Source organism: Streptomyces sp. NPDC050704 (assembly GCF_040654355.1).
Taxonomy (GTDB): domain Bacteria; phylum Actinomycetota; class Actinomycetes; order Streptomycetales; family Streptomycetaceae; genus Streptomyces.
Genome location: NZ_JBFAHW010000047.1, coordinates 46,543 through 68,364, shown reverse-complemented (window position 1 = coordinate 68,364; position 21,822 = coordinate 46,543). Strand labels below are relative to the sequence as shown.

The following is a 21,822-nucleotide window of genomic DNA, read 5'->3' as shown; positions in this document are numbered from 1 at the left end:
CCACTCCAGTGTCCGTCCCTTTGCGCGCATCACGTGAAGGAGTTCCCCGGGTGACACCCGACGCACACCGGCCGCCGCGGCCTGCCGTGAAAGGCAGCCCGAGCGGCCCGGAAGACGGCAAGAACCCCGACCTGCTGCTGGCCGAGCCGGACGAGGACCTGGCCGCCATGGCCCTGGCCGGTTTCGTGGGCGCGGGCATCCGGACCGTCGTCTGCCACGACGGAGCCGAGGCGCTGCTCCAGGTCGGCGCCCGCCACCCGCGCGCGGTGCTGCTCGGCGCCCCGCTGCCGGTGGTCGGGGCGGCGCGGGTCACCGAGCTGATCGCCCGGCTCCATCCGGTACCGGTCCTGGTGGGAGCGGGTCCCGACGGAGCCGCGGAGGCGACGGCCGCGGTGGCGGCCGGCGCCATCGCCTTCGTGGCCCGCCCCTACCGGACCGGGGAGATCGTCCCCCTGCTGATGTCCGGCGGTCGGAACGACGACAGCGACACGCAGCCGCTCGTCGTCGGTGACATCGAGCTTGATCCGGCGGGCTTTCACGTCTATGTACGCGGCCACTCGCTGCAGTTGCCCGTCCGTGAATTCATGCTGCTGCGCTATCTGATGGAGCACGCCAGCCGGGTCGTCAGCCGAGCCGAACTGACCCGCGCCGTGTGGGGCGCCGACAGCCTGGACAGCAACACGCTCACCGTGCACGTCCGCCGGGTGCGCAACAGGCTCCGGGAGGACGGCAAGAGCTGCTGCACCATCGACGCCATACGTGGCCTGGGGTACCGGCTGGAGTGCGGTTCGTCGTGTGCTGATGGTGCGCGGACCGAACCGTCGACCGCTCCGACGCCGACGGCATAGGACCTGGCCGGTTGTCGGGGGGGGCGGTTGCCGGTTGTCGGGGGCCGGTTTCCGAGGGCCGGTTGCCGGTGGCCGAGGCGCCGGTTGCCGGTGGCCGAGGCGCCGGGACGGTGATCTCCCTGTGCTTCACCGACGTGGGCCCCGTCTCCCGCGAGAAGGCCCTGCTGTGCCGAGCGGCCGGCCGGAGGGTGATGCGTTCGAGTGACGTGTCGGTGTCTTGCAGGGGCGGGGCTGCTCGGCGGCCTGGGCCGAGAGAGCTCCGCTCGTCCGTGAGGCGGCTCCTCGATGGGCAGCTCGCCGGCTCTCCCGCCACATGTAATAGATAGATGTCTATATCTTGCATAGACGGCAACCTAAGTGAACGCTTGGTGAACAAAACTCTCGGCGTGACCTCGACCACGTGGTTGATGCTTGGCCCGTGCCTATGGTTCATAGATGGCTATCACTGAATCGGGTGCCGCGGAGGTGGCGGACGAGACGAAGGCCGACACCTGTTCCCCCGCCTTGGCGTATCTGCTCATCGAGCGGGAAGAAGCCGAGCGCCTCGCCGCCATGCTCAAGGCCATCGCCGACCCCACGCGGCTGCAGATCTTCCGCATCATCGAGCGCGCACCCGCCGGTGAGGCATGTGTGTGCGACCTGGCCGACTGCCTGGGCTTCCGGCAGCCGACCGTCAGCCACCACCTGAAGCTCATGACCGAGGCAGGACTCCTGAACCGCGAACGCCGCGGCACCTGGTCCTGGTACTCGGTGAACCACGACGGCCTGAACAAGGTGCGCGCGATCCTGGATCCGTCGGCCGGCGCGACGATGGCGGCTTCCAACCAGGTGTAGGCGGTAACGGCCTGTTCGCTGCGGGTCGCCCCGTCTCAGCCGAGGAAGTGCTTGAGGTCGCACTCCAGGGCCGCCTTCGGCTTCACGCCGACGATGGTCTTGACGGGGTCGCCAGACGGCGACTGCGACGGCGACTGCGACGGCCTCGGCCAAACAGCCGGACAGCACCTGCTGCGCCGCCGCGGCCCAACCGGCCGCGGCGCCGCCCTCGGGCCGGAAACGGCCAGCCTCCATCTCGGCGCGCTCCGGAGGATCAGGGCGTCACTCACACGGGTACACCTGAGGTTGCGGGTGGCCGTTGGGGGCGTCTGCGGAGAACGGGGCGTCAACTTTCTGCCGCCACACCGGTGTTCGCCACAAGTTCTTTGCGTGCAGACCAGTTCCTGACGCGGCGTCAGTTCAGTAATCTGACAGTGCGTCAGTTATTGGCAGTCACACAGGAGCGGGCGGACCAGATGCTTGGATCAACCCACGGCACCCTCACCACCGACTCCCGCCGGGCCCGGGTCACCGCCTGCGGCGAGCAACCGGCGCCTGCCGTGCACGGCAGGCCCGCGGCCACCGACGACCTCGACGTCAGCGGCCGGCCGCTGTACGCCGGGGTACCCGAACTCGACCGCTTCTTCCGTCCCGAATCCGTGGCCGTCGTCGGCGCCTCGGACGCCGAGGGGCGGCCGAACACCGGCATCACCAGGCAGTTACTGGCCTGGTCCGAGCGGGTCGGCGCGCGACTGCACCCGGTGCACCCCACCCGTCAGTCCGTGTTCGGCATACCGTGCGTCCCCTCGGTCGCGGACCTGCCCGAACAGGTCGACCTGGCCGTGCTGCTGGTCTCCGATCCGCTTCCCGTGATCGAGGAACTGGCCGAGTCCAAGGTGAAGTTCGCGGTCGTCTTCGCCTCGGGGTTCGCCGAGACGGGGGTGGAAGGGGCCGCCGCGCAGGCCAGGCTCGCCGCCGCCGTGGCGCGCTCCGGGCTGCGGCTGCTCGGGCCGAACACCAACCTCAACGCCTTCGAGAAGTTCCGCGACGATCTGGACGGACCGGCGATCGCGCTGATCACCCAGTCCGGGCACCAGGGTCGTCCCGTCTTCACGATGCAGGAGCTGGGCGTGCGGCTCTCGCACTGGGCGCCCACCGGCAACGAGGCCGATCTGGAGACCGCCGACTTCATCTCCTACTTCGCCGAGCAGCCGGAGGTCGGTGCCATCGCCTGCTACGTCGAGGGCCTGAAGGACGGCCGCTCCTTCCTCCTCGCCGCCGACCGGGCCGCCCGGCGAGGCGTCCCCGTCGTCGCCGTCAAGGTCGGCCGCACCGAGACCGGCGCCCGGACGGCCGCCTCCCACACCGGCAAGCTGACCGGCGCCGACACGGTGGTGGACGCGGCGATGCGGCAGTACGGCGTGATCCGCGTCGACGGGCTCGACGAACTCCAGGACACCGCGGCCCTGTTGGCCCGCGCGCGCACCCGCACGCTCGCTCCGGGCGCCGACGGTGTCGTCGTCTACTCGATCTCGGGCGGTACGGGGGCGCACTTCTCGGACCTGGCGACCGAGGCGGGGCTGCGGCTGCCTCGCCTCACGGAGGCCAAGCAGGCCGAACTGCACGAGTGGATACCCGAGTACCTCGACGTTTCCAATCCCGTCGACAACGGCGGGCATCCGGTCGGTGACTGGCGGGGCCGCAAGATCATCGACGCGATCCTCGCCGATCCGTCGGTGGGGGTGTTGATCTGCCCGATCACGGGGCCGTTCCCACCCATGAGCGACAAGCTGGCGCAGGATCTGGTGGACGCGGCGGAACAGACGGACAAGCTGGTTTGCGTGGTGTGGGGGTCGCCGGTCGGTACGGAGTCCGCGTACCGCGAGACGTTGCTGGGGTCGTCGCGCGTCGCCACGTTCCGCACGTTCGCGAACTGCATCACGGCCGTTCGTGCGCATCTTGAGCATGCTCGGTTCACCTCGTTCTACCGGTCCCCCTTCGACGAGGCGCCGCGTACTCCCTCGCCCTCCTTCCGCAAGGCGCAGGCGTTGATGCGGCCGAACGAGCAGTTGAGCGAGCATGCGGCGAAGCAGTTGCTGCGCGCGTACGGGATCCGTGTGCCGCGGGAGCAGTTGGTGACCAGTGCCGCTGCCGCCGTGCGGGCGGCCGGGCTCGTCGGCTACCCCGTCGTGATGAAGGCTTCCGGGGCGCAGCTGGCCCACAAGACCGAACTCGGCCTGGTGAAGGTCGGGTTGACCTCTGCCAGTCAGGTCAGGGACACCTACCGGGAGTTGACCGACATCGCCCGGTACGAGGGCGCTTCGCTCGACGGGGTTCTGGTGTGCCAGATGGTTGAGGCCGGGGTCGAGATGGTCGTGGGCGTCACGCACGACGAGCTCTTCGGGCCGACTGTGACGGTCGGTCTCGGTGGGGTACTCGTGGAGGTGCTGCGGGATACGGCGGTGCGGGTGCCGCCGTTCGGTGAGGAGCAGGCGCGGGGGATGTTGTCCGAGCTGCGGGGGCGGGCTCTGCTCGACGGGGTCCGCGGTAGGCCTCCGGCCGATCTGGATGCCCTTGTCGAGGTCGTTCTGCGGGTGCAGCGTATGGCCCTGGAACTCGACGGCGAACTGTCAGAACTCGACATCAATCCGCTGATGGTTCTGCCTCGTGGGCAGGGGGCTGTTGCTCTGGATGCCCTTGCGGTGTGCCGGTCCGCTCCGCGGGGGGCGGGGTCGTAGGGTGCGGGTGCGTTGTGGCTGGTCGCGCAGTTCCCCGCGCCCCTGGGGTGGTGGGTGGTGGGGCCGGTGCCGCGACGGGGTATCCGATCGCCGCTCTGGGATATTCGGTCATGGCATGTTGCCGCGGCGATCGGACACCCCGACACGACCCCGCACGCCGGAGAGCCGAGTGCGGCTGGGTGGGGCCTGCGGTACAGACCCCGACCCCGCCTCACGGCCGTTGGCCGTTGTCTTTTTGTCTTTAGGGGCGCGGGGAACTGCGCACCCAGCCCCCACCGGGCCCGCAGTAATCACACCGTCCCCAGCCACCCCGTCTTTTGTCTTTCAGGGGCGCGGGGAACTGCGCGACCAGCCACAGCCGACCCGCACCCTACAAACCAACCCAAGCCACCCCAGTCCTTTAGGGGCGCGGGGAACTGCGCGACCAGCCACAGGCGGCCCGCACCGCACAAACCAACCCAACGCACCCGTCTTCCAGGGGCGCGGGGAACGGCGCACCCACACCCACACACGAAACGGAACCCCATGCCCACCTCCCCGCACGACACCTCCGTACTCCACACCACCGACCACCACGTCACCTGGATCACCCTCAACCGCCCCGAAGCCATGAACGCCATCACCCCCGACCAGCGAGAACACCTGATCCAACTGCTCACCGACGCTTCCACAGACCGCGACACCCGAGCCGTAGTGATCACCGCAACGGGCCGAGGCTTCTGCGCAGGCGCAGACCTGCGCGGCAGCGCCCCGGTCGGCGACCGCATCGCGGGAGACGTGTCCCGGGTCATCCGCCGAGGCGCCCAACGCCTGATCACCGCAGTCCTCGACTGCGAGAAACCGGTGATCGCCGCGGTGAACGGCACCGCAGCCGGCCTCGGCGCCCACCTCGCCTACGCCTGCGACCTCGTCCTCGCCTCCGAATCGGCCAAGTTCATCGAGGTGTTCGTGCGCCGGGGCCTGGTCCCGGACGGCGGCGGCGCATACCTCCTGCCCCGTCTGATCGGCCCGCAGCGGGCGAAGGAGCTGATGTTCTTCGGCGACGCCCTGAGCGCCGCGGACGCGGAACGCCTGGGTCTCGTCAACCGCGTGGTCCCGCCCGACGACCTGGAGAAGACGGCCCGCGCGTGGGCGGAACGTCTGGCAGCAGGGCCGACCCGGGCCCTCACTCTTACGAAACAGCTGGTGAACGCCTCCCTGGACACCGACCGCGGCACCGCCTTCGCCACCGAGGCCACCGCCCAGGAGATCAACATGACGACGACGGACGCGAAGGAGGGCGTGGCAGCATTCGTCGAGCGTCGTGAACCCGAGTTCCGCGGCCGCTGAACCGAACGCCCGGTGCCCCCGCCTCTTCCTATCTGACACTCCGTCAGGTTCAATGGACGACGTGATGGGACATGCCGGGATGGCCGCCGCAGCCGTCCGCTACCTCAGGTCAGCCGGGGCCCCGACGGCCACGGGCCCCGTCGAGCCGCTCCCGCGCCCCGACCTGCGCGCGGTCGCCGATGACGAACGGGCGCCGGTCGACGCGGCCGAATTCCGGCGCGTACTGGGCAACTTCGCGACCGGCGTCACCGTCGTCACCGCACCGGCGACCGATGGAGAGGACGGCCCGGCAGGTCCCGCCGGTTTCGCCTGTCAGTCCTTCTCGTCGCTCTCTCTCGACCCGCCGCTGGTCGCCTTCATGGTCGGCCGTACGTCCACGACCTGGCCCCGCATCGCCCGCGCCGGCGTCTTCTGCGTGAACATCCTGGGCGCGCACCAGGGCGAGTTGTGCCGCGGCTTCGCGGTGAGCGGTCCCGACAAGTTCGCCGGGGTCGTCTACGACGCCGCACCGGTCTCCGGCTCGCCCCGTCTCGCGGGCGCCCCCGCCTGGATCGACTGCACGATCCACGCCGTCCACACGGGCGGCGACCACCTGATCGTGGTGGGGAGGGTGGACGCGCTGGGCACGTCGGACGGTGACGACGGCTCTCCGCTGCTGTTCCACCGGGGGCGGTTCGGCCGGTTCGCTGACTGACAGCACCGACTGTCAGCACCGAAAGCTGCCCGGCATGGGGCGAGAGCCACTGTTCTCAGGCCGGAGTCATGACAGGTCCCACCGGCTTCCGCCTGATCACCAGTGCCATCAGCGCCGCCGCCGCGCACAGTGCGCCCGACGCGTACCACATGACGTCGTACGAGCCGAAGGTGTCCCGGGCGACGCCGCCGAGGACGGCGACGAGGGCGGCGCCGACCTGGTGGGCGGCGAGGACCCAGCCGAAGACGATGGCGCTGTCCTCGCCGTAGTGCTCGCGGCAGAGGGCGAGGGTGGGCGGGACGGTGGCGACCCAGTCGAGGCCGTAGAAGACGATGAAGAAGATCATCGGCGGCTGGACGGTCGGCGCGAGGAGTATCGGCAGGAAGAGGAGTGAGATGCCGCGCAGGGCGTAGTAGACCGCCAGCAGCCGGCGCGGTTCGTAGCGGTCCGTGAACCAGCCGGAGGCGATCGTGCCGACGACGTCGAAGACGCCGATGACCGCGAGGAGCGACGCGGCCGCCGTGATCGGCATGTGGTGGTCGTGGGCGGCGGGTATGAAATGGGTCTGGATCAGGCCGTTCGTCGAGGCCCCGCAGATGGCGAAGGTACCGGCCAGCAGCCAGAACGGGCCGGTGCGCGCCGCCGAGGAGAGCACCTTCAGCGTTCGTCGCGCCGCCCCCGGCACGGGCGGCGGCTTCTCCACGAACCGCGTTGCCCCGTACGGCTTCTGGCCCACGTCGGCCGGGTGGTCGCGCAGCAGCAGCCAGACGAAGGGGACGACCGCGAGGGCCGCCAGGGCCACCGTCACGGCGGCCGGGCGCCAGTCGTGCTCCGACGCGATCCATGACAGCAACGGCAGGAAGATCAGCTGACCGGAGGCGGAGGCCGCGGTGAGGATGCCGGTCACCAGGCCGCGCCGCGTGGTGAACCAGCGGTTCGTGACGGTCGCGGCGAAGGCCAGCGCCATCGAACCGGAGCCCAGGCCGACCAGCAGCCCCCAGCACAGCAGCAGCTGCCACGGTGAGGTCATCCACACCGTCGAGCCCGAGCCGAGCGCGATCACCACCAGGGCCACCGCGACGACCCGCCGGATACCGAACCGGTCCATCAGCGCGGCGGCGAACGGCGCCGTCAGCCCGTACAACGCCAGGTTGACGGAGACCGCGAGGCCGATCGTGCCGCGCGACCAGTCGAACTCCTCGTGCAGCGGGTCGATCAGCAGCCCGGGCAGCGAACGGAAGGCGGCGGCTCCGATGATCGTCACGAAGGTGACGGCCGCCACGAACCACGCCCGGTGCACCCGGGTACGGCGTCTGCGTCGCCCGGCCTCAACCTGTTGCCGGGCGGCCGCGGAATCTTCAGGCGCGGCATCGGTTGTCTGTGTCACGTCATACAGCTTCCGGTCCTGGACCCCCGCGAACGAGTGGCCCGAAGGACACCATTCGCTAGGATCGGGCCATGGGCCCGCACACGGATACGCATCCCGCTCCCCCTCTCCGTCGGCACCGCGTCGTCGTCCTCGCCCTGGACGGCCTGCTCCCCTTCGAGCTGGGCATCCCGCAGCGGATCTTCGGGCGCTTCGCCCGGAACCCGGAGGGCCGGAAGCTGTACGAGGTCGTCACCTGCTCGATCCGGCCGCCGGGCCCGGTAGAGACGGACGCCGACTTCGCCGTACTCGTCGAGAACGGCCCGGAGGCCCTGGCCACCGCCGACACCGTCATCGTCCCGGCTTCCTACGAGCTCGGCCCGGTCTACGAAGAGGGCGTGCTCACCGACGAGTTGGCCGCCGCCCTCGCATACATCCGGCCCGGCACGCGGCTCGTCTCCATCTGCACGGGCGGGTACGTCCTCGCCGCCGCCGGTTACCTCGACGGCCGCCCGGCGACCACGCACTGGTCCTCCGCCGAGCACTTCCAGCGCCTTTTCCCGAAGGTCAGGGTCGACACGGACGTGCTGTTCATCGACGACGGCGACGTGCTGACCTCCGCAGGCGTCGCGGCCGGCATCGACCTGTGCGTCCACATCGTCCGCCGCGACCACGGCACGGCCGTCGCCAACGAGGTGGCCCGCCGGACCGTCGTACCGCCGCACCGCGACGGCGGTCAGGCCCAGTACATCCAACGGCCCGTTCCGGAACCGCAGTTGGCCACCACGACCGCCGCCCGCGCCTGGGCACTGAGCCGTCTGCACGAGCCGATCCAGCTGCGCGACATGGCCGAGCAGGAGTCCATGTCGGTACGCACCTTCACCCGCCGCTTCCGCGAGGAGGCCGGTATCAGCCCAGGCCAGTGGCTCACCCAGCAGCGCGTCGAACGTGCCCGCCACCTCCTCGAATCCACCGGCCTCTCGATCGACCAGGTGGCCCACGACTCCGGCTTCGGCACGGCCCAGTCGATGCGCCAGCATCTGCTGGCCACGCTCGGGGTCACCCCGAGCGCGTACCGGCGTACGTTCCGGTCGGACAACCCCCGTGCCGGAAGCGGACGTCGAGCCTGAGCCGGGCCCGCTTCCGGTGTCCGCCGCGGGAGCCACGCCCAGCCCCACCTCTTCATCGCCGGCTCCTCCCCTGGCCGCCCACCCGGCCCGCTCCTCCCTGGTCAGGCCCTTCTCCCGCCCGTCGTCTCGCGGCACGGTCCTCGCCGACGGCGCCGATCAGGGCCAGCACCATCGTCAGCCCCACTCCTGCCAGGATCGCCGTCGAGGGCGCCACGACCTGGAGCAGGACACCCGCGAAGGAGCCCGTCGCGGCGTAACCGGCGCCCACCGCCGCGTACATGACCGAGTAGCCCGCGGCCAGCGCGCTCGGTGGGAGGACCTCGCGCAGGGAGAGGTTGCGGGTGAGCATCGCGCAGGCCTGGAGGATGCCCGCGACGACCAGCGCGCCGCCCATCCAGGCGGTGCCCGGTATGAGCGCGACCAGCGCCACACAGACCGAGACTCCGGTCATCAGCACCAGACTTCGCGTACGCAGCTGCCCCGGCCAGGAGCGCAGCCCGTAGACGAACGCGCCGACCACCGAGCCGAGGGCGAACCCGACGAGCAGCGGTCCCGCCCAGCCGACACCTGTGCCGCGCTGCTCCAGGAGGGCGGGCAGCACCAGTTCGGCGAGGGCGAGCAGGGAGAGGCTGGCCGCACCCGTGACATACACCGGCCAGGCCCGGACCATGACGCGCGCCATCGACTCGCCGCCACGGTCCGCCTCGTCCGCCGGCCAGCCCGCCGGCAGTGCCCACAGGCCGCCGACCGAGGCCCCCATCAGGGCGGCCGCCAGCAGCAACGGGGCCGAGGGGGCGACGCCGAGCGCGAGTCCGGTGACCGCGGCGGGGGACAACGCCCAGACACCGGAGATCAGCACCGACTCGAGAGACAGTGCCTGGGCGACGGACCGCTCCGGCACCAGGCCGGTGAGCAGCGTCCGCAGTCCTCCGGGCGCGGCCCCGGGGGCGGCGCCCGCGACGAACGCGAACGCCCCGAGTATCACCGGATGGGCCTCCGGGAACACACCAAGGCCCGCGAAGCCGACGGCCCCCACCGCCAGGCCCAGGGCCAGCTGCGGGCGGGCCCGCTCCGGACGCATCCGCATGCCGAGCAGGGGTGCGCCCACGATCTCACCGATCACCCAGACCGACGCGAGGAACGCACCCAGCGTGTAACCGCCGGGGCGCTCGCGCACCAGGAACACGAGGGCGAGGGGTGCCAAGGTCACCGGCATTCTCGCGCCGACGGACACAAGCCCCCAGGTCAGCACCTGTTTGGACGCGAGATCGCGGTAGGTCATGCGAACGACGTTATGGGACGGCACCGACAATGCCCCACCGGATTTCCAGCCCTGTGGATAACTCTGCGACTGCGATCGGCGAGTGCTGGACGGACAGCAGGAGGGAAGGAGGGAAGGACGTCAGAACGTCAGCACGGCCCGGGCCACCCGCCCCGCATGCGCGTCCGCCGCCGCCTTCTCGAAGGCCTCCACCGGATAGACCTCCGTCACCAGCTCGTCCAGCAGCAGCCGTCCCTCCCGGTACAGCTCGGCGTACAGCGCGATGTCCCGCTGCGGCCGCGACGATCCGTACCGGCAGCCGAGGATGGACTTGTCGAGGTACATCGACGAGACGAGGAAGGACGCCTCGGCGGTCGCCGGCGGGACGCCGAGGAGGATTGCCTGGCCGTGGCGGTCGAGCAGGTCGACGGCCTGGCGGATGAGTTCCACCCGGCCGACGCACTCGAAGGCGTGGTCGGCGCCGGTGGGCAGGATGTCCTGCACGCCCTCCGTCGAGGGCAGGAAGTGCGTCGCCCCGAACTGCCGCGCCACCGCCTCCTTCGCCGGATTGGCATCCACCGCGACGATCGTCAGCGCACCGGCGATCCGCGCGCCCTGGATGACGTTGAGCCCGATCCCACCGGTACCGATGACGACCACACTCTCGCCGCGGTCCACGCGCGCGCGGTTGAGCACGGCCCCGACCCCCGTCAGCACCCCGCACCCGATCAGCGCGGCCGACGGCATCGGAATGTCCTTCGGGATACGGACCGCCTGTACGGCCTTCACCAACGTCCGTTCCGCGAAAGCCGAGTTGGATGCGAACTGGTACACCGGCCGGCCGTCCCGCGAGAACGGCTGCCCGGGCCTGCCGATCGCCTTTCGGCACATCGTCGGCCGCCCCCGGTCGCACTGCGCGCACGCACCGCAGTTCGCGAGTGTGGACAGCGAGACGTGATCACCGGGCTGAACGTGGCTGACGCCCGCGCCGACCGCCTCCACCACCCCCGCCCCCTCATGGCCCAGGACCACAGGAACCGGAAAAGGTATGGTCCCGTCCACCACCGACAGGTCGCTGTGGCACAGCCCGGCCGCCGATATCGCGACCAGCACCTCGCCGGGCCCCGGATCCCGTATCTCCAGATCGTCCACAACCTGGGCCTGCTCCCCGTCGAAGACCACCCCTCGGAAGCCCACACCTGGCATCGCGCCCACCTCAGCCCTTCGGTTCCCTGGGAAGGCCGAGCACACGCTCGGCGATGATCGTGCGCTGGATCTCGTCCGAGCCCCCATAAATCGTGTCGGCCCGGCTGAACAGGAACAGGTGCTGCAGTGCGTCCAGTTCGTACGGCGCCGAGGCCGTCCAGTCCATCGGCCCCACCGCCGCGCCCGCGCCCCGCACCTGCATCGCGAGCTCACCGAGCCGCTGGTGCCATCGCCCCCACAGCAGCTTGGCCACACTGGGGGCACCCTGGTCCGTCGAACTCCCCAGCGTCCGCAGGGCGTTCCACCGCATGGCGCGCAGCTCGGCCCACTGGCGTACGAGGCGGTCGCGTACGACGGGATCGTCCACCGCGCCCGTAGCGCGGGCGACGGCCAGCACCCGCCCCAACTCCTCCGCGAAGCCGACTTGTTGGGCCAGGGTGGAGACCCCCCGCTCGAATCCGAGCAGCCCCATCGCCACCCGCCACCCGTTCCCCTCGCCCCCGACGACGTGCTCCACGCGCGCGTGCGCCCCGTCGAAGAAGACCTCGTTGAACTCACTCGTCCCCGTCATCTGGCGGATCGGCCGGACCTCGATCCGCCCCGGCTGGTCCATCGGGACCAGCAGAAAGCTCAGCCCGTGGTGCCGCCGCGACCCGGCCTCCGTACGGGCCAGCACGAAACACCACTCCGACTCATGGGCGAGCGAGGTCCAGATCTTCTGCCCGGTGATCCGGTACGTCCCCGCGTCCCCGTCCCGCACCGCCGCCGTACGCACCCCCGCGAGGTCGGACCCGGCGCCCGGTTCGCTGTACCCCTGGCACCAGAGCTCCTCCCCACGAGCGATCGGGGGCAGAAACCGCTTCTTCTGCTCGTCACTGCCATGGGCGATGAGGGTGGGAGCGAGCAGATTCTCCCCGACATGCCCGGACCGGGCGGGAGCCCGCGACCGGGCATACTCCTCCGCCCACACAACCTGCTGAACAAGCCCAACCCGCCGATTCCCGTACCCCTCCTCCCCCCAGCCCAGCCCGATCCACCCACCACCACCGAGCATCCGTTCCCACGCCCGACGATCCGAGACATCCGAGACATGCTCCGCAAGCCACGCCCGCGCCTCCACACGAAACGCCTCGTCCGACGATGTAAACCCGAACTCCATGCCACCCTCCACCCACCAGTGCCCTGATAGGGGCGCAGCCCCTAAGGGGCGCGAGGAACTGCGCGACCAGCCACAACCAACCCGCAGCCTCAAACCGACCCATTGAGGGGCGCGGGGAACTGCGCGACCAGCCACAGCCGACCCGCACCCACCAACCGCCCGCCCAACCCCTACGTCGCCCCCTTCGCGGAGCGCGCCGCCCGAGCCATCTCCTCCACCCGCTCAAGCAACGGCATCGGATCCACCCCCACCGTCCCCGGCAAAAAGTCCGCGATCCTCTCCGGCGTCCAAGACCCTTCGGCATACCCGGCCCGAAGCTCCCGCGGCTGCGCCCACACCGCGATCTTCGGCCCGGCGATCGTGTAGACCTGCCCGGTGATCCGCTCCTCACGGGCCCGCTCCGACAGCAGATAGACCACCAGCGCCGCAACATCCTCGGGCTCGCCGATCTCCTTCAACTCCATCGGCACGTTCGCGGACATCCGCGTACGGGCAACGGGCGCAACCGCGTTCGCGGTGACCCCGTACTTGTGCAAGCCGAGCGCGGCACTCCGGACGAGCGAGATGATCCCGCCCTTCGCCGCGCTGTAGTTGGCCTGCGAGACGGACCCCTGGTGGTTGCCGCTGGTGAACCCGATCAGCGTCCCGGCCCCCTGCTTGCGCATCACCGCCGAGGCCGCCCGGAAAACCGTGAACGTGCCCTTCAGGTGCGTGGCGACGACCGGGTCCCACTCCTCCTCGGACATGTTGAAGAGCATCCGTTCCCGCAGAATCCCGGCCACGCAGACGACCCCGTCGAGACGGCCGTACGCCGACAACGCCGTGTCGACGACCCGCTGCCCGCCCGCCATCGTCGAGATGTCGTCGGCCACCGCGACCGCGTCCCCGCCGGCCGCCTCGATCTCCTTGACCACGGTGTCGGCCACCGAGCTCGTCGGCTCCGCACCCTCGATCGACACCCCGAAGTCATTGACGACGACACGCGCTCCCTCGGCCGCGGCCGCCAGCGCCACCGCACGCCCGATTCCCCGCCCCGCTCCGGTCACGGCGACGACCTTGCCCGCCAAGAAGTTCCCCACGCCCCGGCCCCTTCCCGCAGTTTCTGACGGTCCGTTAGATTCGACTCAGATTCTACGACCCGTCAGATACCCGGAGACAAGCCCCGCGGAGGACTCATGTCACTGCCGACACTGCATCCGGCGTTCCACGACATCGCCAAGCGCGTGAACAACTGGGGCCGTTGGGGCGCCGACGACGAGATCGGCACGCTGAACCTCATCACCGACGAGGTCGTACGCGAGGCCGCCGCGGCCGTCCGTACGGGCCACCGCGTCCCGCTCGCCCTCGACCTCCGGCAGGACGGCGTCCAGACCGGGATGATCCCGGGCCGGGTCAACCCGCTGCACGCGATGGTGCAGATCAACCAGGAGCTGTTCGGCCCGGGCACGGTGGCGTGCAGCGACGACGCCGTGACGATGGGCCTCCAGGCGGCCACCCACTGGGACGCGCTCACCCATGTCTCACACTCGGGAAAGATCTACAACGGCCGTCCGGCCAGTACCGTCACGGCGCACGCCGGCGCCGAGTTCAGCGGCATCGAGAAGCCCCGGCACGTCGTCTCGCGCGGCATCCTCCTGGACGTGGCCCGCGCCCGCGGCAAGGAGCGCCTCGACGGCGGCCACGTGGTGACCCCGGAAGACCTCGAAGCGGCCGAGGAACTCGCCGGCGCCCGGGTCGGCCCCGGCGACATCGTGCTCGTACGCACCGGTCAGATCCAGCTCTATCTGGCGGGCGACAAACACGCGTACGCGTACCCGTCCCCAGGCCTCTCCGTCCGCACCCCGGAGTGGTTCCACGCGCGCGACGTCGCGGCGGTCGCCAACGACACCATGACCTTTGAGATATTTCCGCCGGAAATAGAGGATTTGTGGCTGCCCGTGCACGCGCTCGACCTGGTCGAGATGGGGATGCTCCAGGGCCAGAACTGGAATCTCGAAGAGTTGTCCACAGCCTGTGGACAAGAAAGCCGCTTCACGTTCCTGCTGTCGGCCATGCCCGAACCGTTCGTCGGCGGCACGGGCACCCCGGTGGCACCGGTCGCGATCCTCTGAGGCAAGGGTCGGCTGGCGGCGCGCCACTGCTCGCCCCGAGCACGGCACCGCGCGCCGCCATCCGGCTCCGGCGCACCCGCTCTACTCCTGACCCCGTAGGAGCCGACGCCGAATCACGATCCACACTCGCCGAGGGCTCCCGTCACCGGAACCCTCGTCGTCCCCTCGCAGCGAATCGTTGTCCACAAGCGTGATCAAACGGACACGCCACGTCAACACCTGTTCGGGGATTCATCGCTTACGCGGCTTTTATGACCAGCACGAACGGAAGCACGGCCCGGCGCACTCGGCAGTAGCGGACGCCCGGAATCCGTACGTGATGCCGCCCGCGCGCCGACCGCACACCATGCGCACACGGCCCTCACCCAGACAGGCCCGCGCGGCGCCGGCCGCGCCGTGCGCCACACGGCACCGTGCGCTACACGGCCTCGTACGCCAGATCCTCGTAGGGCGTCGTGCCGCCGGCGCGGTACGAGGTCGCCACACCGTTCTCGTACGCCGCCGCGCCACTCCCGTACGCGGTCGGAGCCGCGTCGCACGCCACCGAGGCCGCGTTCGTGCCCGAACAGCGGTCCACCTCGCACCAGATGCGCTTTCCGGCACCCTCGGGGCTCCAGCCCCAGCGGTCGGCGAGGCCGTCGACGAGCGCCAGGCCGCGGCCGTTGGTCTCGTCGCCGTCCGCGCATCGCGGGCGCGGCGGGCGGGCGCTGGTGTCGACCACTTCGAGGCGGACGGTGGCGACGGCCGCCACGGACCGCTCTCCCGCCGCCTCCCCGGCCGCGAGCTCCGCCGCGGAGGCCTCCGGCGGCGCACCCGGCAGCGACAGGCGCAGCACGGCGGGGCGGCCGGTGTGCACCACGGCGTTGGTGACCAGTTCGGAGATGAGCAGGATCAGCGTCTCGGCGAGCGGCTCATCGACTCCTATCCCGGATCCGGCGAGCCTCGAACGCGCCCACCTCCGGGCTCGCCCCACCTCCGCGGGGTCGGGCCGGATCTCCAGCTGCACTTGAAGCACCTGCACCGCTCACACCATCCGAACCGGCGGACACATCGCCTCGCGCCTCGCAAGGGCCACGATCGTGGTCAGAAAAGGGCTCACGGAACGTGATCCCCTTACGAGACAGCATGGTTGACGTACAGTCACCCCAACAAGCGCTTCGGGCATATTCCAGCGCGAAGGAGTACGCCTGAGGCATACTGTGCGACGCTCGCCACGGGGAGTCGAACAGGCAGGAACGGTCCTTCGTCCTGCCTTGCGAGAGGCACGCATCGCCGGTCCCGGAGTCGCCTCAACGGCAACTCCGTAATGGATCGGCCTCAGAACCAGTCGCATCCCACAGAAGGTACCGGAGCAGAGCTCTGACTCCAGGCCGTGACGAGTCACACCTAGGACACAACCCGATATCAACGCTCGGTAATTCCGGTATGCCACGTTCCGCGACTTCTGCCCCTTACGGCCTTCTCTGAAGTGCCACGATCGGCGGCAACCGGCCGCCTCTGTCACGTTCCGGGCTCCGCCACCGCGGTCAGCAGGTCCGCCGCGAGCGCCTCCTCGGCCTCGGCCGCGCTCCGGCCGCGCCGGGCGCGCAACCAGGCCCGTTTGAGGTGAAGGTGCACGTCGGACTCCCATGTGAAGCCCATGCCGCCGTGCACCTGGAGGCAGTCGCGGGCGCCGCGCCCGGCCGCCTCGTCGGCGAGCAGCCCGGCCGCCGCGATGTCGAGCGGATCGGCGGTGACGGCGGCCGCGTACACCGCACCACGGGCCACCTCCACGCGCACCAGCATCTCCGAGCACAGGTGTTTCACCGCTTGGAAGGCCCCGATCGGCTGCCCGAACTGCTCACGGGTCCGGGCGTGTTGCACGGCCAGTTCGCAGGTGCGCGCGGCGGAGCCGAGTTGTTCGGCGGCGGTCAGCAGGGCGGCCAGGGGGTCGGCCGGTGCGGCCCGGGGCAGCCGGTGCAGCGGTGTCAGCGGGTCCACCGACCGCAGCGGGACGGCTCCGGTCACGTCGCCGCGTACGACGTCCGCCGCGTCCAGCCACTCCACCAGCGGGCCGTCCGCGGCCGCGACGACGGTCTCGCCCGTGGCGGCTCCGGGCACCTCGCCGGCCGCCAGGTGCGTGGCCACGAGAGGGCCGGGCAGCAGGGCCCGGCCGACCTCCTCGAAGGCCAGGACCGTCTCGGGAAGGCCGAGTCCGACCCCGCCGTCCGCCTCCGGGAGCCGCAGCGCGAAGAACCCCGCCTCGCCCAACTCGCGCCAGAGCGCGCGGTCCAGGACGGGGGCGTTCATGGCCGGCCCGTCCACGGCGGCCCGCAGCTGCTCGCGCCCGAAGCGCCGGTCCAGCAGTTCGCGTACGCCGGCCCGCAAGGCGCGTTGATCATCCGTGAGTTGGAAGTACATGTCCGCGAGGTCACCGTCCCTTCGGCAGGCCCAGGATCCGCTCGGCCACGATGTTCCGCTGGATCTGCGAGGTACCGGCCGCGATGGTGTACGAGAGGGACGACAGCCGGTCCAGGGTCCACTCGGCGTCGAGGTCGAGCCCGTCAGGGCCGAGCACCTCCGCCGCCGTGTCGTACAGCTCCTGCCGCGCGTGCGAGTACCTCAGTTTGAAGACCGAGCCTCCGACGCCCGGCACGCCGCCGGTCCGTTCCGCCTCGCCGACGTTCCACTGCGTCAGCCGCCACAGGGCACGGAACTCGGCGTTCAGCCGGCCGAGCCGGCGCCGCAGCGTGAGGTCGTCCCAGCGCCCGCTCTTGCGTGCCTGTCTGGCGAGTTCGCCCAGCACGCGCCGGCACGCCACCACCTCGCCCACGAAGGCGGTGCCGCGCTCGAACGACAGCGTCACCATGGTCACGCGCCAGCCGTCGTTCTCCTCGCCGACCCGGTTGGCGACCGGCACCCGCACCTCGTCGAGGAAGACCTCCGCGAACTCGGTGGACCCCGCGAGCGTACGCAGCGGCCGCACCGTGATCCCCGGGGCGTCCATCGGCATCGCGAGCCACGAAATCCCCCGGTGCTTCGGCGCTTTCACATCCGTCCGCACCAACAGCTCGCACCAGTCGGCGACTTCCGCGTGGGAGGTCCAGATCTTGGACCCGCTCACCACGTAGTCGTCGCCGTCCCGCCACGCGCGCGTGCGCAGTGCCGCGAGGTCCGACCCTGCGTCCGGCTCGCTGAACCCCTGGCACCACACCTCCTCGCCGCGCAGCACCGGCGGCAGCCAGCGCGCCCGCTGCCCGGGCGTCCCCTCGGCGGCGATCGTCGGCCCGGCGTGCAGCAGTCCGACGAAATTGGCCCCTACGTAGGGTGCGCCCGCCTTTTCCGTCTCCTCCAGGAAGATCAGGTGCTGCGTCGGCGTGGCCCCGCGGCCCCCCGCGTCGGCGGGCCAGTGGAGTCCCGCGTACCCGGCGTCGTACAGCATCCGCTGCCAGCCGAGGTCGTACGCGCGCCGCCCGGGCCAGTCGTCGGGCGAGGGCTTCGGAGGCAACCCTGGGAGCACCTCACCCAGCCACTCCCGCAGCCGCACCCGGAACTCGTCCTCCTCGGGCGTGTACGTGAGATCCATGGCCCGGCCCGCTACTTGTCGAGGTCCAGGTCCAGCATGCGGATCGCGTTGCCCCGCATCAGCTTGTAGACGGTCTCGTCGTCGAGGCCCTTCACATGGTCGAGGGCGACTTCCTTGGTGTGCGGGAAGGTCGAGTCGACGTGCGGGTAGTCGGTCTCGAACGTGGCATTGTCCCGCCCGACCACGTCCAGCGACGCGACGCCGTGCTTGTCGCGGAAGAAGCAGCAGAAGATCTGCCGGTAGTAGTACGTGGACGGAGGTTCGGGAATCAGGTCCCGCACCCCTCCCCAGGCCCGGTGCTCCTCCCACACGTCGTCCGCGCGCTCCAGGGCGTACGGGATCCAGCCCATCTGCCCTTCGGAGTAGGCAAGTTTGAGTTGCGGGAACTTCACCAGGACTCCCGAGAACAGGAAGTCCATCATCGACGCCATCGCGTTGTTGAAGCTCAGGGACGCTTGGACGGCGGGCGGTGCGTCCGGGGAGGCGGCCGGCATCTGGCTGCTGCTGCCGATGTGCATGTTGACGACCGTGCCGGTCTCCTGGCAGACCGCGAAGAACGGGTCCCAGTAGCCGGAGTGGATGGACGGCAGCCCCAGGTGGGTGGGGATCTCGGAGAAGGTCACCGCCTTCACGCCGCGGGCCGCGTTCCGCCTGATCTCGGCGACCGCGAGGTCGATGTCCCAGAGCGGGATGAGACAGAGCGGGATGAGCCGGCCGCCGCTGTCGCCGCACCACTCCTCGACCATCCAGTCGTTGTACGCGCGCACGCAGGCCAGCGCCACCTCCTTGTCGTGCGCCTCGGCGAAGGTCTGGCCGCAGAAGCGCGGGAAGGTCGGGAAGCAGAGCGAGGCCTCCACATGGTTGGCCTCCATGTCCTTGATCCGCTCGACCGGGTCCCAGCAGCCCGGCCGCATCTCCGCGCGCGTGATGCCCTCCAGGGTCATCTCGTCACGGTCGAAGCCGACGGCGGCGATGTTGCGCTTGTACGGGAACTTCAGGTCCTCGTAGATCCACCAGTCGGTCGGCGGCCCGTCCGGGTCCATCGTGATCTGGTACTTCCCGGCCACGTAGGCGAGTTCGCCGATGCCGGCCGTCAGCGGTTTGGGGCCGCGGTCGTGGTACTTCCTCGGCAGCCAGGTCTCGAAGAGGTGCGCGGGCTCGATCACGTGGTCGTCGACGCTGACGATCCGCGGCAGTTCCGTCATGAGTGCCCTCCGCCGAAGAGTGCGTACCGTATCTGATGGTCCGTCAGAAAGCAGGCTAGCCCCGCACCCCTGGACCGACAAGGCGCCGGGGCCTACGCTCTCCTCGAATCTGACAGGCCGTCAGCTACAGGCGAGTGAGCCGAAGGGGCGCGCCTGTGTCGAGAGCCCGAACGCGCGGAGGCCCGACGAATGAGGGTCGAGCACGATCGGGCTCTCGACACAGGCTTCTGCGCCCCGGAGGCGAACCGAGCCTCAAAAAAAAGGGGGAGTACGGGTATGGCCGACACCGCACACACGCTGAGCGCCTCCCGCACCTTCTGGGAGCTCGTCGAGCGCCGGGCCGCGCTCACCCCCGACCGTCCGGTCCTCCTCCAGGACGACCGGACGCTCACCTTCGAGGAGTTGCGCTCTGGCACGGAGAGGGCCGCGGCGGGCCTGTACGGCCTGGGCGTACGCCCAGGGACGGTCGTCGCCTGGCAGTTGCCGACGCGCATCGAGACGGTCCTGCTGGCGATGGCGCTGGCCCGGCTCGGTGCCGTGCAGTCACCGGTGATCCCCTTCTACCGGGATCGTGAAGTCGCCTTCGCGCTGGAGGAGTCGGCGGCCGAGCACTTCGCCGTGCCGGGCGAGTGGCGGGGCTTCGACCACACCGGCATGGCCCGGCACATCGGTGCACGGGGCGTCTTCGAGGCGTACGACTCGCTCCCCGAAGGGGACACCTCCCTGCTGCCCCCGCCGCCCACCAGCGGCACGGACGTGCGCTGGATCTACTGGACCTCGGGGACCACCTCCGCCCCCAAGGGCGTGCTGCACACGGACCGTTCGCTGATCGCCGGCGGCTCGTGCCTCGCCCACGCGCTGCACCTGTCGGCGGACGACGTCGGCTCGATCGCGTTCCCCTTCGCGCACATCGGCGGGCCCGACTACCTGGTCATGCTGCTGCTGTACGGGTTCCCGGCGGTGCTCTTCGAGAAGTTCGCGCTGCCGGACGCCCTGGAGGGCTACCGCAAACACGGGGTGACCGTGGCGGGCGGCTCGACGGCGTTCTACTCGATGTTCCTGGCCGAACAGCGCAAGCAGCCCGACTCGAAGATCATCCCGACTCTGCGCCTCCTGGCGGGCGGTGGGGCGCCGAAGCCGCCCGAGCTGCACCACGCAGTCGTACGCGAGATGGGCGTCCAACTCACCCACGGGTACGGCATGACCGAGGTGCCGATGATCACGATGGGGTCGCCGGACGACACCCCGGAGAACCTAGCCACGACCGAGGGACGGCCTCCCGAGGGCATGGAGATACGGATCGTGGACGGCGAGGTGCGGCTGCGCGGCGAGGCCGTCTGCAAGGGCTATCTCGACCCCGCGCAGACCGCGGAGGCCTTCGACGAGGACGGGTTCCTGATCACCGGGGACCTCGGGCGGCTCACCGAGAGCGGGCATCTCGTGCTGACCGGCCGCCTCAAGGACGTCATCATCCGCAAGGGGGAGAACATCTCGGCCCAGGAGATCGAGGATCTGCTGCACCGGCATCCGGCGGTGGGCGACGCGGCGGTGATCGGGCTGCCGGACGACGAGCGCGGTGAGCGGGTCTGCGCGGTGGTCGAACAGCCGCCGGGGTCACCGGAGTTGACTCTCTCGGCCGTCACCGCCTACCTGCGCGCGGAAGGGCTGTCCGTGCACAAGCTGCCGGAGCAACTGGAGGTGGTGGACGCCCTTCCGCGGGGCGAGACCCTGCGGAAGGTGCTCAAGTACAAGCTCAGGGAGCGTTATTCGGGGACCGTGAAGTAGCGGGCGAAGGCGCTCACGATCTCCGGTTCGCTGATGCGGCCGTCGGCGTCCGTGTCGAGCGTGCCGGCAGCTGCGGTGGCGACGGCCTCGGGCGCGCCGAGGGCCTTGAGGGCCCGCGCGGTCTCGGCCACGGTCGCCGCGCCGTCCGCGTCGGCGTCCGCGACGGCGAGCGCCGCGTGCAGGAAGGGCCCGGCGATCCCGGCGAACCGGTCGGGGTTGTCCCGCAGCCGCTTCACGGCACCGTGCACGAACTCCTCGCGGGTGATCCGCTGGTCGCCGTCCCGGTCCGCTATCCCGGCCATGCCCTGCCAGAAGGCCTCCGCGCCGATGTAGAGGGCCTGGCCCTTGTCGGAGCGGGCCGCCGTACCGAACTCCGCGAGCAACGCCTTGGCCGCCGCGCTGAAGTCCTCGCGGTCGATATAGCCGTTGCCGTCCTGGTCGAAGGTGGCGAACCGGGCGGCGATCTTTCGCTCGTACTCGGTGCTGACCATGTCTGTTCGGGCCGCCTTACATCACGTGGGTGCGTCTGGCACGGAGCGTACGACGACCGGGGCCCTCGGGGAGCCGAAAACGACGCTTGTGCCAAGACCGGAGAAATTCCGCGACAACGGC

Annotated in this window: 18 protein-coding genes; 8 read left to right on the top strand and 10 right to left on the bottom strand. The window is 70.5% G+C overall.

The window, feature by feature from the left end; translation table 11 throughout:
- The first annotated feature begins 50 nt into the window (after nucleotides 1-50).
- From AB0I18_RS26590 to AB0I18_RS26570, 5 genes are all read left to right on the top strand, one after another.
- The gene (locus tag AB0I18_RS26590) at nucleotides 51-848 is read left to right on the top strand and encodes a response regulator transcription factor (protein ID WP_363108086.1); all 798 of its coding nucleotides are present in this window, start codon (nucleotides 51-53) and stop codon (nucleotides 846-848) included.
- A 435-nt stretch (nucleotides 849-1,283) separates the two neighbouring features.
- Complete coding sequence (locus AB0I18_RS26585) at nucleotides 1,284-1,682, top strand: metalloregulator ArsR/SmtB family transcription factor (protein ID WP_363108085.1); 399 nt, start codon at nucleotides 1,284-1,286, stop codon at nucleotides 1,680-1,682.
- A gap of 455 nt (nucleotides 1,683-2,137) precedes the next feature.
- Entirely contained in the window at nucleotides 2,138-4,399 is a 2,262-nt protein-coding gene (locus tag AB0I18_RS26580) for an acetate--CoA ligase family protein (RefSeq protein ID WP_363108084.1), read from the top strand.
- Between the two features lie 525 nt (nucleotides 4,400-4,924).
- Nucleotides 4,925-5,728, top strand: coding sequence for an enoyl-CoA hydratase (locus tag AB0I18_RS26575; RefSeq protein ID WP_363108083.1), 804 nt, complete (start codon nucleotides 4,925-4,927; stop codon nucleotides 5,726-5,728).
- A gap of 64 nt (nucleotides 5,729-5,792) precedes the next feature.
- Entirely contained in the window at nucleotides 5,793-6,422 is a 630-nt protein-coding gene (locus tag AB0I18_RS26570) for a flavin reductase family protein (protein WP_363108105.1), read from the top strand.
- A gap of 55 nt (nucleotides 6,423-6,477) precedes the next feature.
- Here AB0I18_RS26570 and AB0I18_RS26565 read toward each other — a convergent pair whose 3' ends face one another.
- Entirely contained in the window at nucleotides 6,478-7,809 is a 1,332-nt protein-coding gene (locus AB0I18_RS26565) for an MFS transporter (RefSeq protein ID WP_363108082.1), read from the bottom strand.
- Nucleotides 7,810-7,880: 71 nt separating this feature from the next.
- Between AB0I18_RS26565 and AB0I18_RS26560 the strand changes: the two genes are divergently transcribed.
- A complete protein-coding gene (locus tag AB0I18_RS26560) occupies nucleotides 7,881-8,918 on the top strand; it encodes a helix-turn-helix domain-containing protein (RefSeq protein WP_363108081.1) in 1,038 nt (345 codons plus the stop codon).
- 52 nt (nucleotides 8,919-8,970) lie between these two features.
- On the opposite strand, the gene AB0I18_RS26555 is transcribed toward AB0I18_RS26560, so the two are convergent.
- From AB0I18_RS26555 to AB0I18_RS26540, 4 genes are all read right to left on the bottom strand, one after another.
- Nucleotides 8,971-10,200 carry an MFS transporter gene (locus AB0I18_RS26555; RefSeq protein WP_363108080.1) on the bottom strand — a complete coding sequence of 410 codons (1,230 nt, stop codon included), beginning with the start codon at nucleotides 10,198-10,200 and terminating at the stop codon, nucleotides 8,971-8,973.
- Between the two features lie 120 nt (nucleotides 10,201-10,320).
- Complete coding sequence (locus AB0I18_RS26550) at nucleotides 10,321-11,385, bottom strand: Zn-dependent alcohol dehydrogenase (RefSeq protein WP_363108079.1); 1,065 nt, start codon at nucleotides 11,383-11,385, stop codon at nucleotides 10,321-10,323.
- Between the two features lie 10 nt (nucleotides 11,386-11,395).
- Nucleotides 11,396-12,544 carry an acyl-CoA dehydrogenase family protein gene (locus tag AB0I18_RS26545; protein ID WP_363108078.1) on the bottom strand — a complete coding sequence of 383 codons (1,149 nt, stop codon included), beginning with the start codon at nucleotides 12,542-12,544 and terminating at the stop codon, nucleotides 11,396-11,398.
- A 170-nt stretch (nucleotides 12,545-12,714) separates the two neighbouring features.
- Entirely contained in the window at nucleotides 12,715-13,623 is a 909-nt protein-coding gene (locus tag AB0I18_RS26540) for an SDR family oxidoreductase (RefSeq protein WP_363108077.1), read from the bottom strand.
- A 96-nt stretch (nucleotides 13,624-13,719) separates the two neighbouring features.
- Between AB0I18_RS26540 and AB0I18_RS26535 the strand changes: the two genes are divergently transcribed.
- Nucleotides 13,720-14,655 carry a cyclase family protein gene (locus AB0I18_RS26535; RefSeq protein WP_363108076.1) on the top strand — a complete coding sequence of 312 codons (936 nt, stop codon included), beginning with the start codon at nucleotides 13,720-13,722 and terminating at the stop codon, nucleotides 14,653-14,655.
- A gap of 418 nt (nucleotides 14,656-15,073) precedes the next feature.
- Here AB0I18_RS26535 and AB0I18_RS26530 read toward each other — a convergent pair whose 3' ends face one another.
- The 4 genes from AB0I18_RS26530 to AB0I18_RS26515 form a co-directional block, all read right to left on the bottom strand.
- Nucleotides 15,074-15,676 carry an ATP-binding protein gene (locus tag AB0I18_RS26530; protein ID WP_363108075.1) on the bottom strand — a complete coding sequence of 201 codons (603 nt, stop codon included), beginning with the start codon at nucleotides 15,674-15,676 and terminating at the stop codon, nucleotides 15,074-15,076.
- A 479-nt stretch (nucleotides 15,677-16,155) separates the two neighbouring features.
- The gene (locus AB0I18_RS26525; RefSeq protein WP_363108074.1) at nucleotides 16,156-17,055 is read right to left on the bottom strand and encodes an acyl-CoA dehydrogenase family protein; all 900 of its coding nucleotides are present in this window, start codon (nucleotides 17,053-17,055) and stop codon (nucleotides 16,156-16,158) included.
- Between the two features lie 10 nt (nucleotides 17,056-17,065).
- Complete coding sequence (locus AB0I18_RS26520) at nucleotides 17,066-18,220, bottom strand: acyl-CoA dehydrogenase family protein (RefSeq protein WP_363108073.1); 1,155 nt, start codon at nucleotides 18,218-18,220, stop codon at nucleotides 17,066-17,068.
- An 11-nt stretch (nucleotides 18,221-18,231) separates the two neighbouring features.
- On the bottom strand, nucleotides 18,232-19,425 hold the full coding sequence (locus AB0I18_RS26515; protein WP_363108072.1) for an amidohydrolase family protein: 1,194 nt from the start codon (nucleotides 19,423-19,425) through the stop codon (nucleotides 18,232-18,234).
- A 276-nt stretch (nucleotides 19,426-19,701) separates the two neighbouring features.
- Here AB0I18_RS26515 and AB0I18_RS26510 point away from each other — a divergent pair, with 276 nt between their 5' ends.
- The gene (locus tag AB0I18_RS26510) at nucleotides 19,702-21,210 is read left to right on the top strand and encodes an AMP-binding protein (protein ID WP_363108071.1); all 1,509 of its coding nucleotides are present in this window, start codon (nucleotides 19,702-19,704) and stop codon (nucleotides 21,208-21,210) included.
- Here AB0I18_RS26510 and AB0I18_RS26505 read toward each other — a convergent pair.
- On the bottom strand, nucleotides 21,189-21,701 hold the full coding sequence (locus AB0I18_RS26505; protein ID WP_363108070.1) for an EF-hand domain-containing protein: 513 nt from the start codon (nucleotides 21,699-21,701) through the stop codon (nucleotides 21,189-21,191). The genes AB0I18_RS26510 and AB0I18_RS26505 overlap by 22 nt on opposite strands.
- Nucleotides 21,702-21,822: the final 121 nt, after the last annotated feature.

Bases quoted from the DNA above. Each gene is read 5' to 3' on its own strand.
- AB0I18_RS26575 (WP_363108083.1), top strand. From the start codon at position 4,925: ATGCCCACCTCCCCGCACGACACCTCCGTACTCCACACCACCGACCAC.
- AB0I18_RS26515 (WP_363108072.1), bottom strand. From the start codon at position 19,425: ATGACGGAACTGCCGCGGATCGTCAGCGTCGACGACCACGTGATCGAG.
- AB0I18_RS26555 (WP_363108080.1), bottom strand. From the start codon at position 10,200: ATGACCTACCGCGATCTCGCGTCCAAACAGGTGCTGACCTGGGGGCTT.
- AB0I18_RS26545 (WP_363108078.1), bottom strand. From the start codon at position 12,544: ATGGAGTTCGGGTTTACATCGTCGGACGAGGCGTTTCGTGTGGAGGCG.
- AB0I18_RS26520 (WP_363108073.1), bottom strand. From the start codon at position 18,220: ATGGATCTCACGTACACGCCCGAGGAGGACGAGTTCCGGGTGCGGCTG.
- AB0I18_RS26570 (WP_363108105.1), top strand. From the start codon at position 5,793: ATGGGACATGCCGGGATGGCCGCCGCAGCCGTCCGCTACCTCAGGTCA.
- AB0I18_RS26580 (WP_363108084.1), top strand. From the start codon at position 2,138: ATGCTTGGATCAACCCACGGCACCCTCACCACCGACTCCCGCCGGGCC.
- AB0I18_RS26585 (WP_363108085.1), top strand. From the start codon at position 1,284: ATGGCTATCACTGAATCGGGTGCCGCGGAGGTGGCGGACGAGACGAAG.
- AB0I18_RS26560 (WP_363108081.1), top strand. From the start codon at position 7,881: ATGGGCCCGCACACGGATACGCATCCCGCTCCCCCTCTCCGTCGGCAC.
- AB0I18_RS26505 (WP_363108070.1), bottom strand. From the start codon at position 21,701: ATGGTCAGCACCGAGTACGAGCGAAAGATCGCCGCCCGGTTCGCCACC.
- AB0I18_RS26535 (WP_363108076.1), top strand. From the start codon at position 13,720: ATGTCACTGCCGACACTGCATCCGGCGTTCCACGACATCGCCAAGCGC.
- AB0I18_RS26510 (WP_363108071.1), top strand. From the start codon at position 19,702: ATGGCCGACACCGCACACACGCTGAGCGCCTCCCGCACCTTCTGGGAG.
- AB0I18_RS26550 (WP_363108079.1), bottom strand. From the start codon at position 11,385: ATGCCAGGTGTGGGCTTCCGAGGGGTGGTCTTCGACGGGGAGCAGGCC.
- AB0I18_RS26525 (WP_363108074.1), bottom strand. From the start codon at position 17,055: ATGTACTTCCAACTCACGGATGATCAACGCGCCTTGCGGGCCGGCGTA.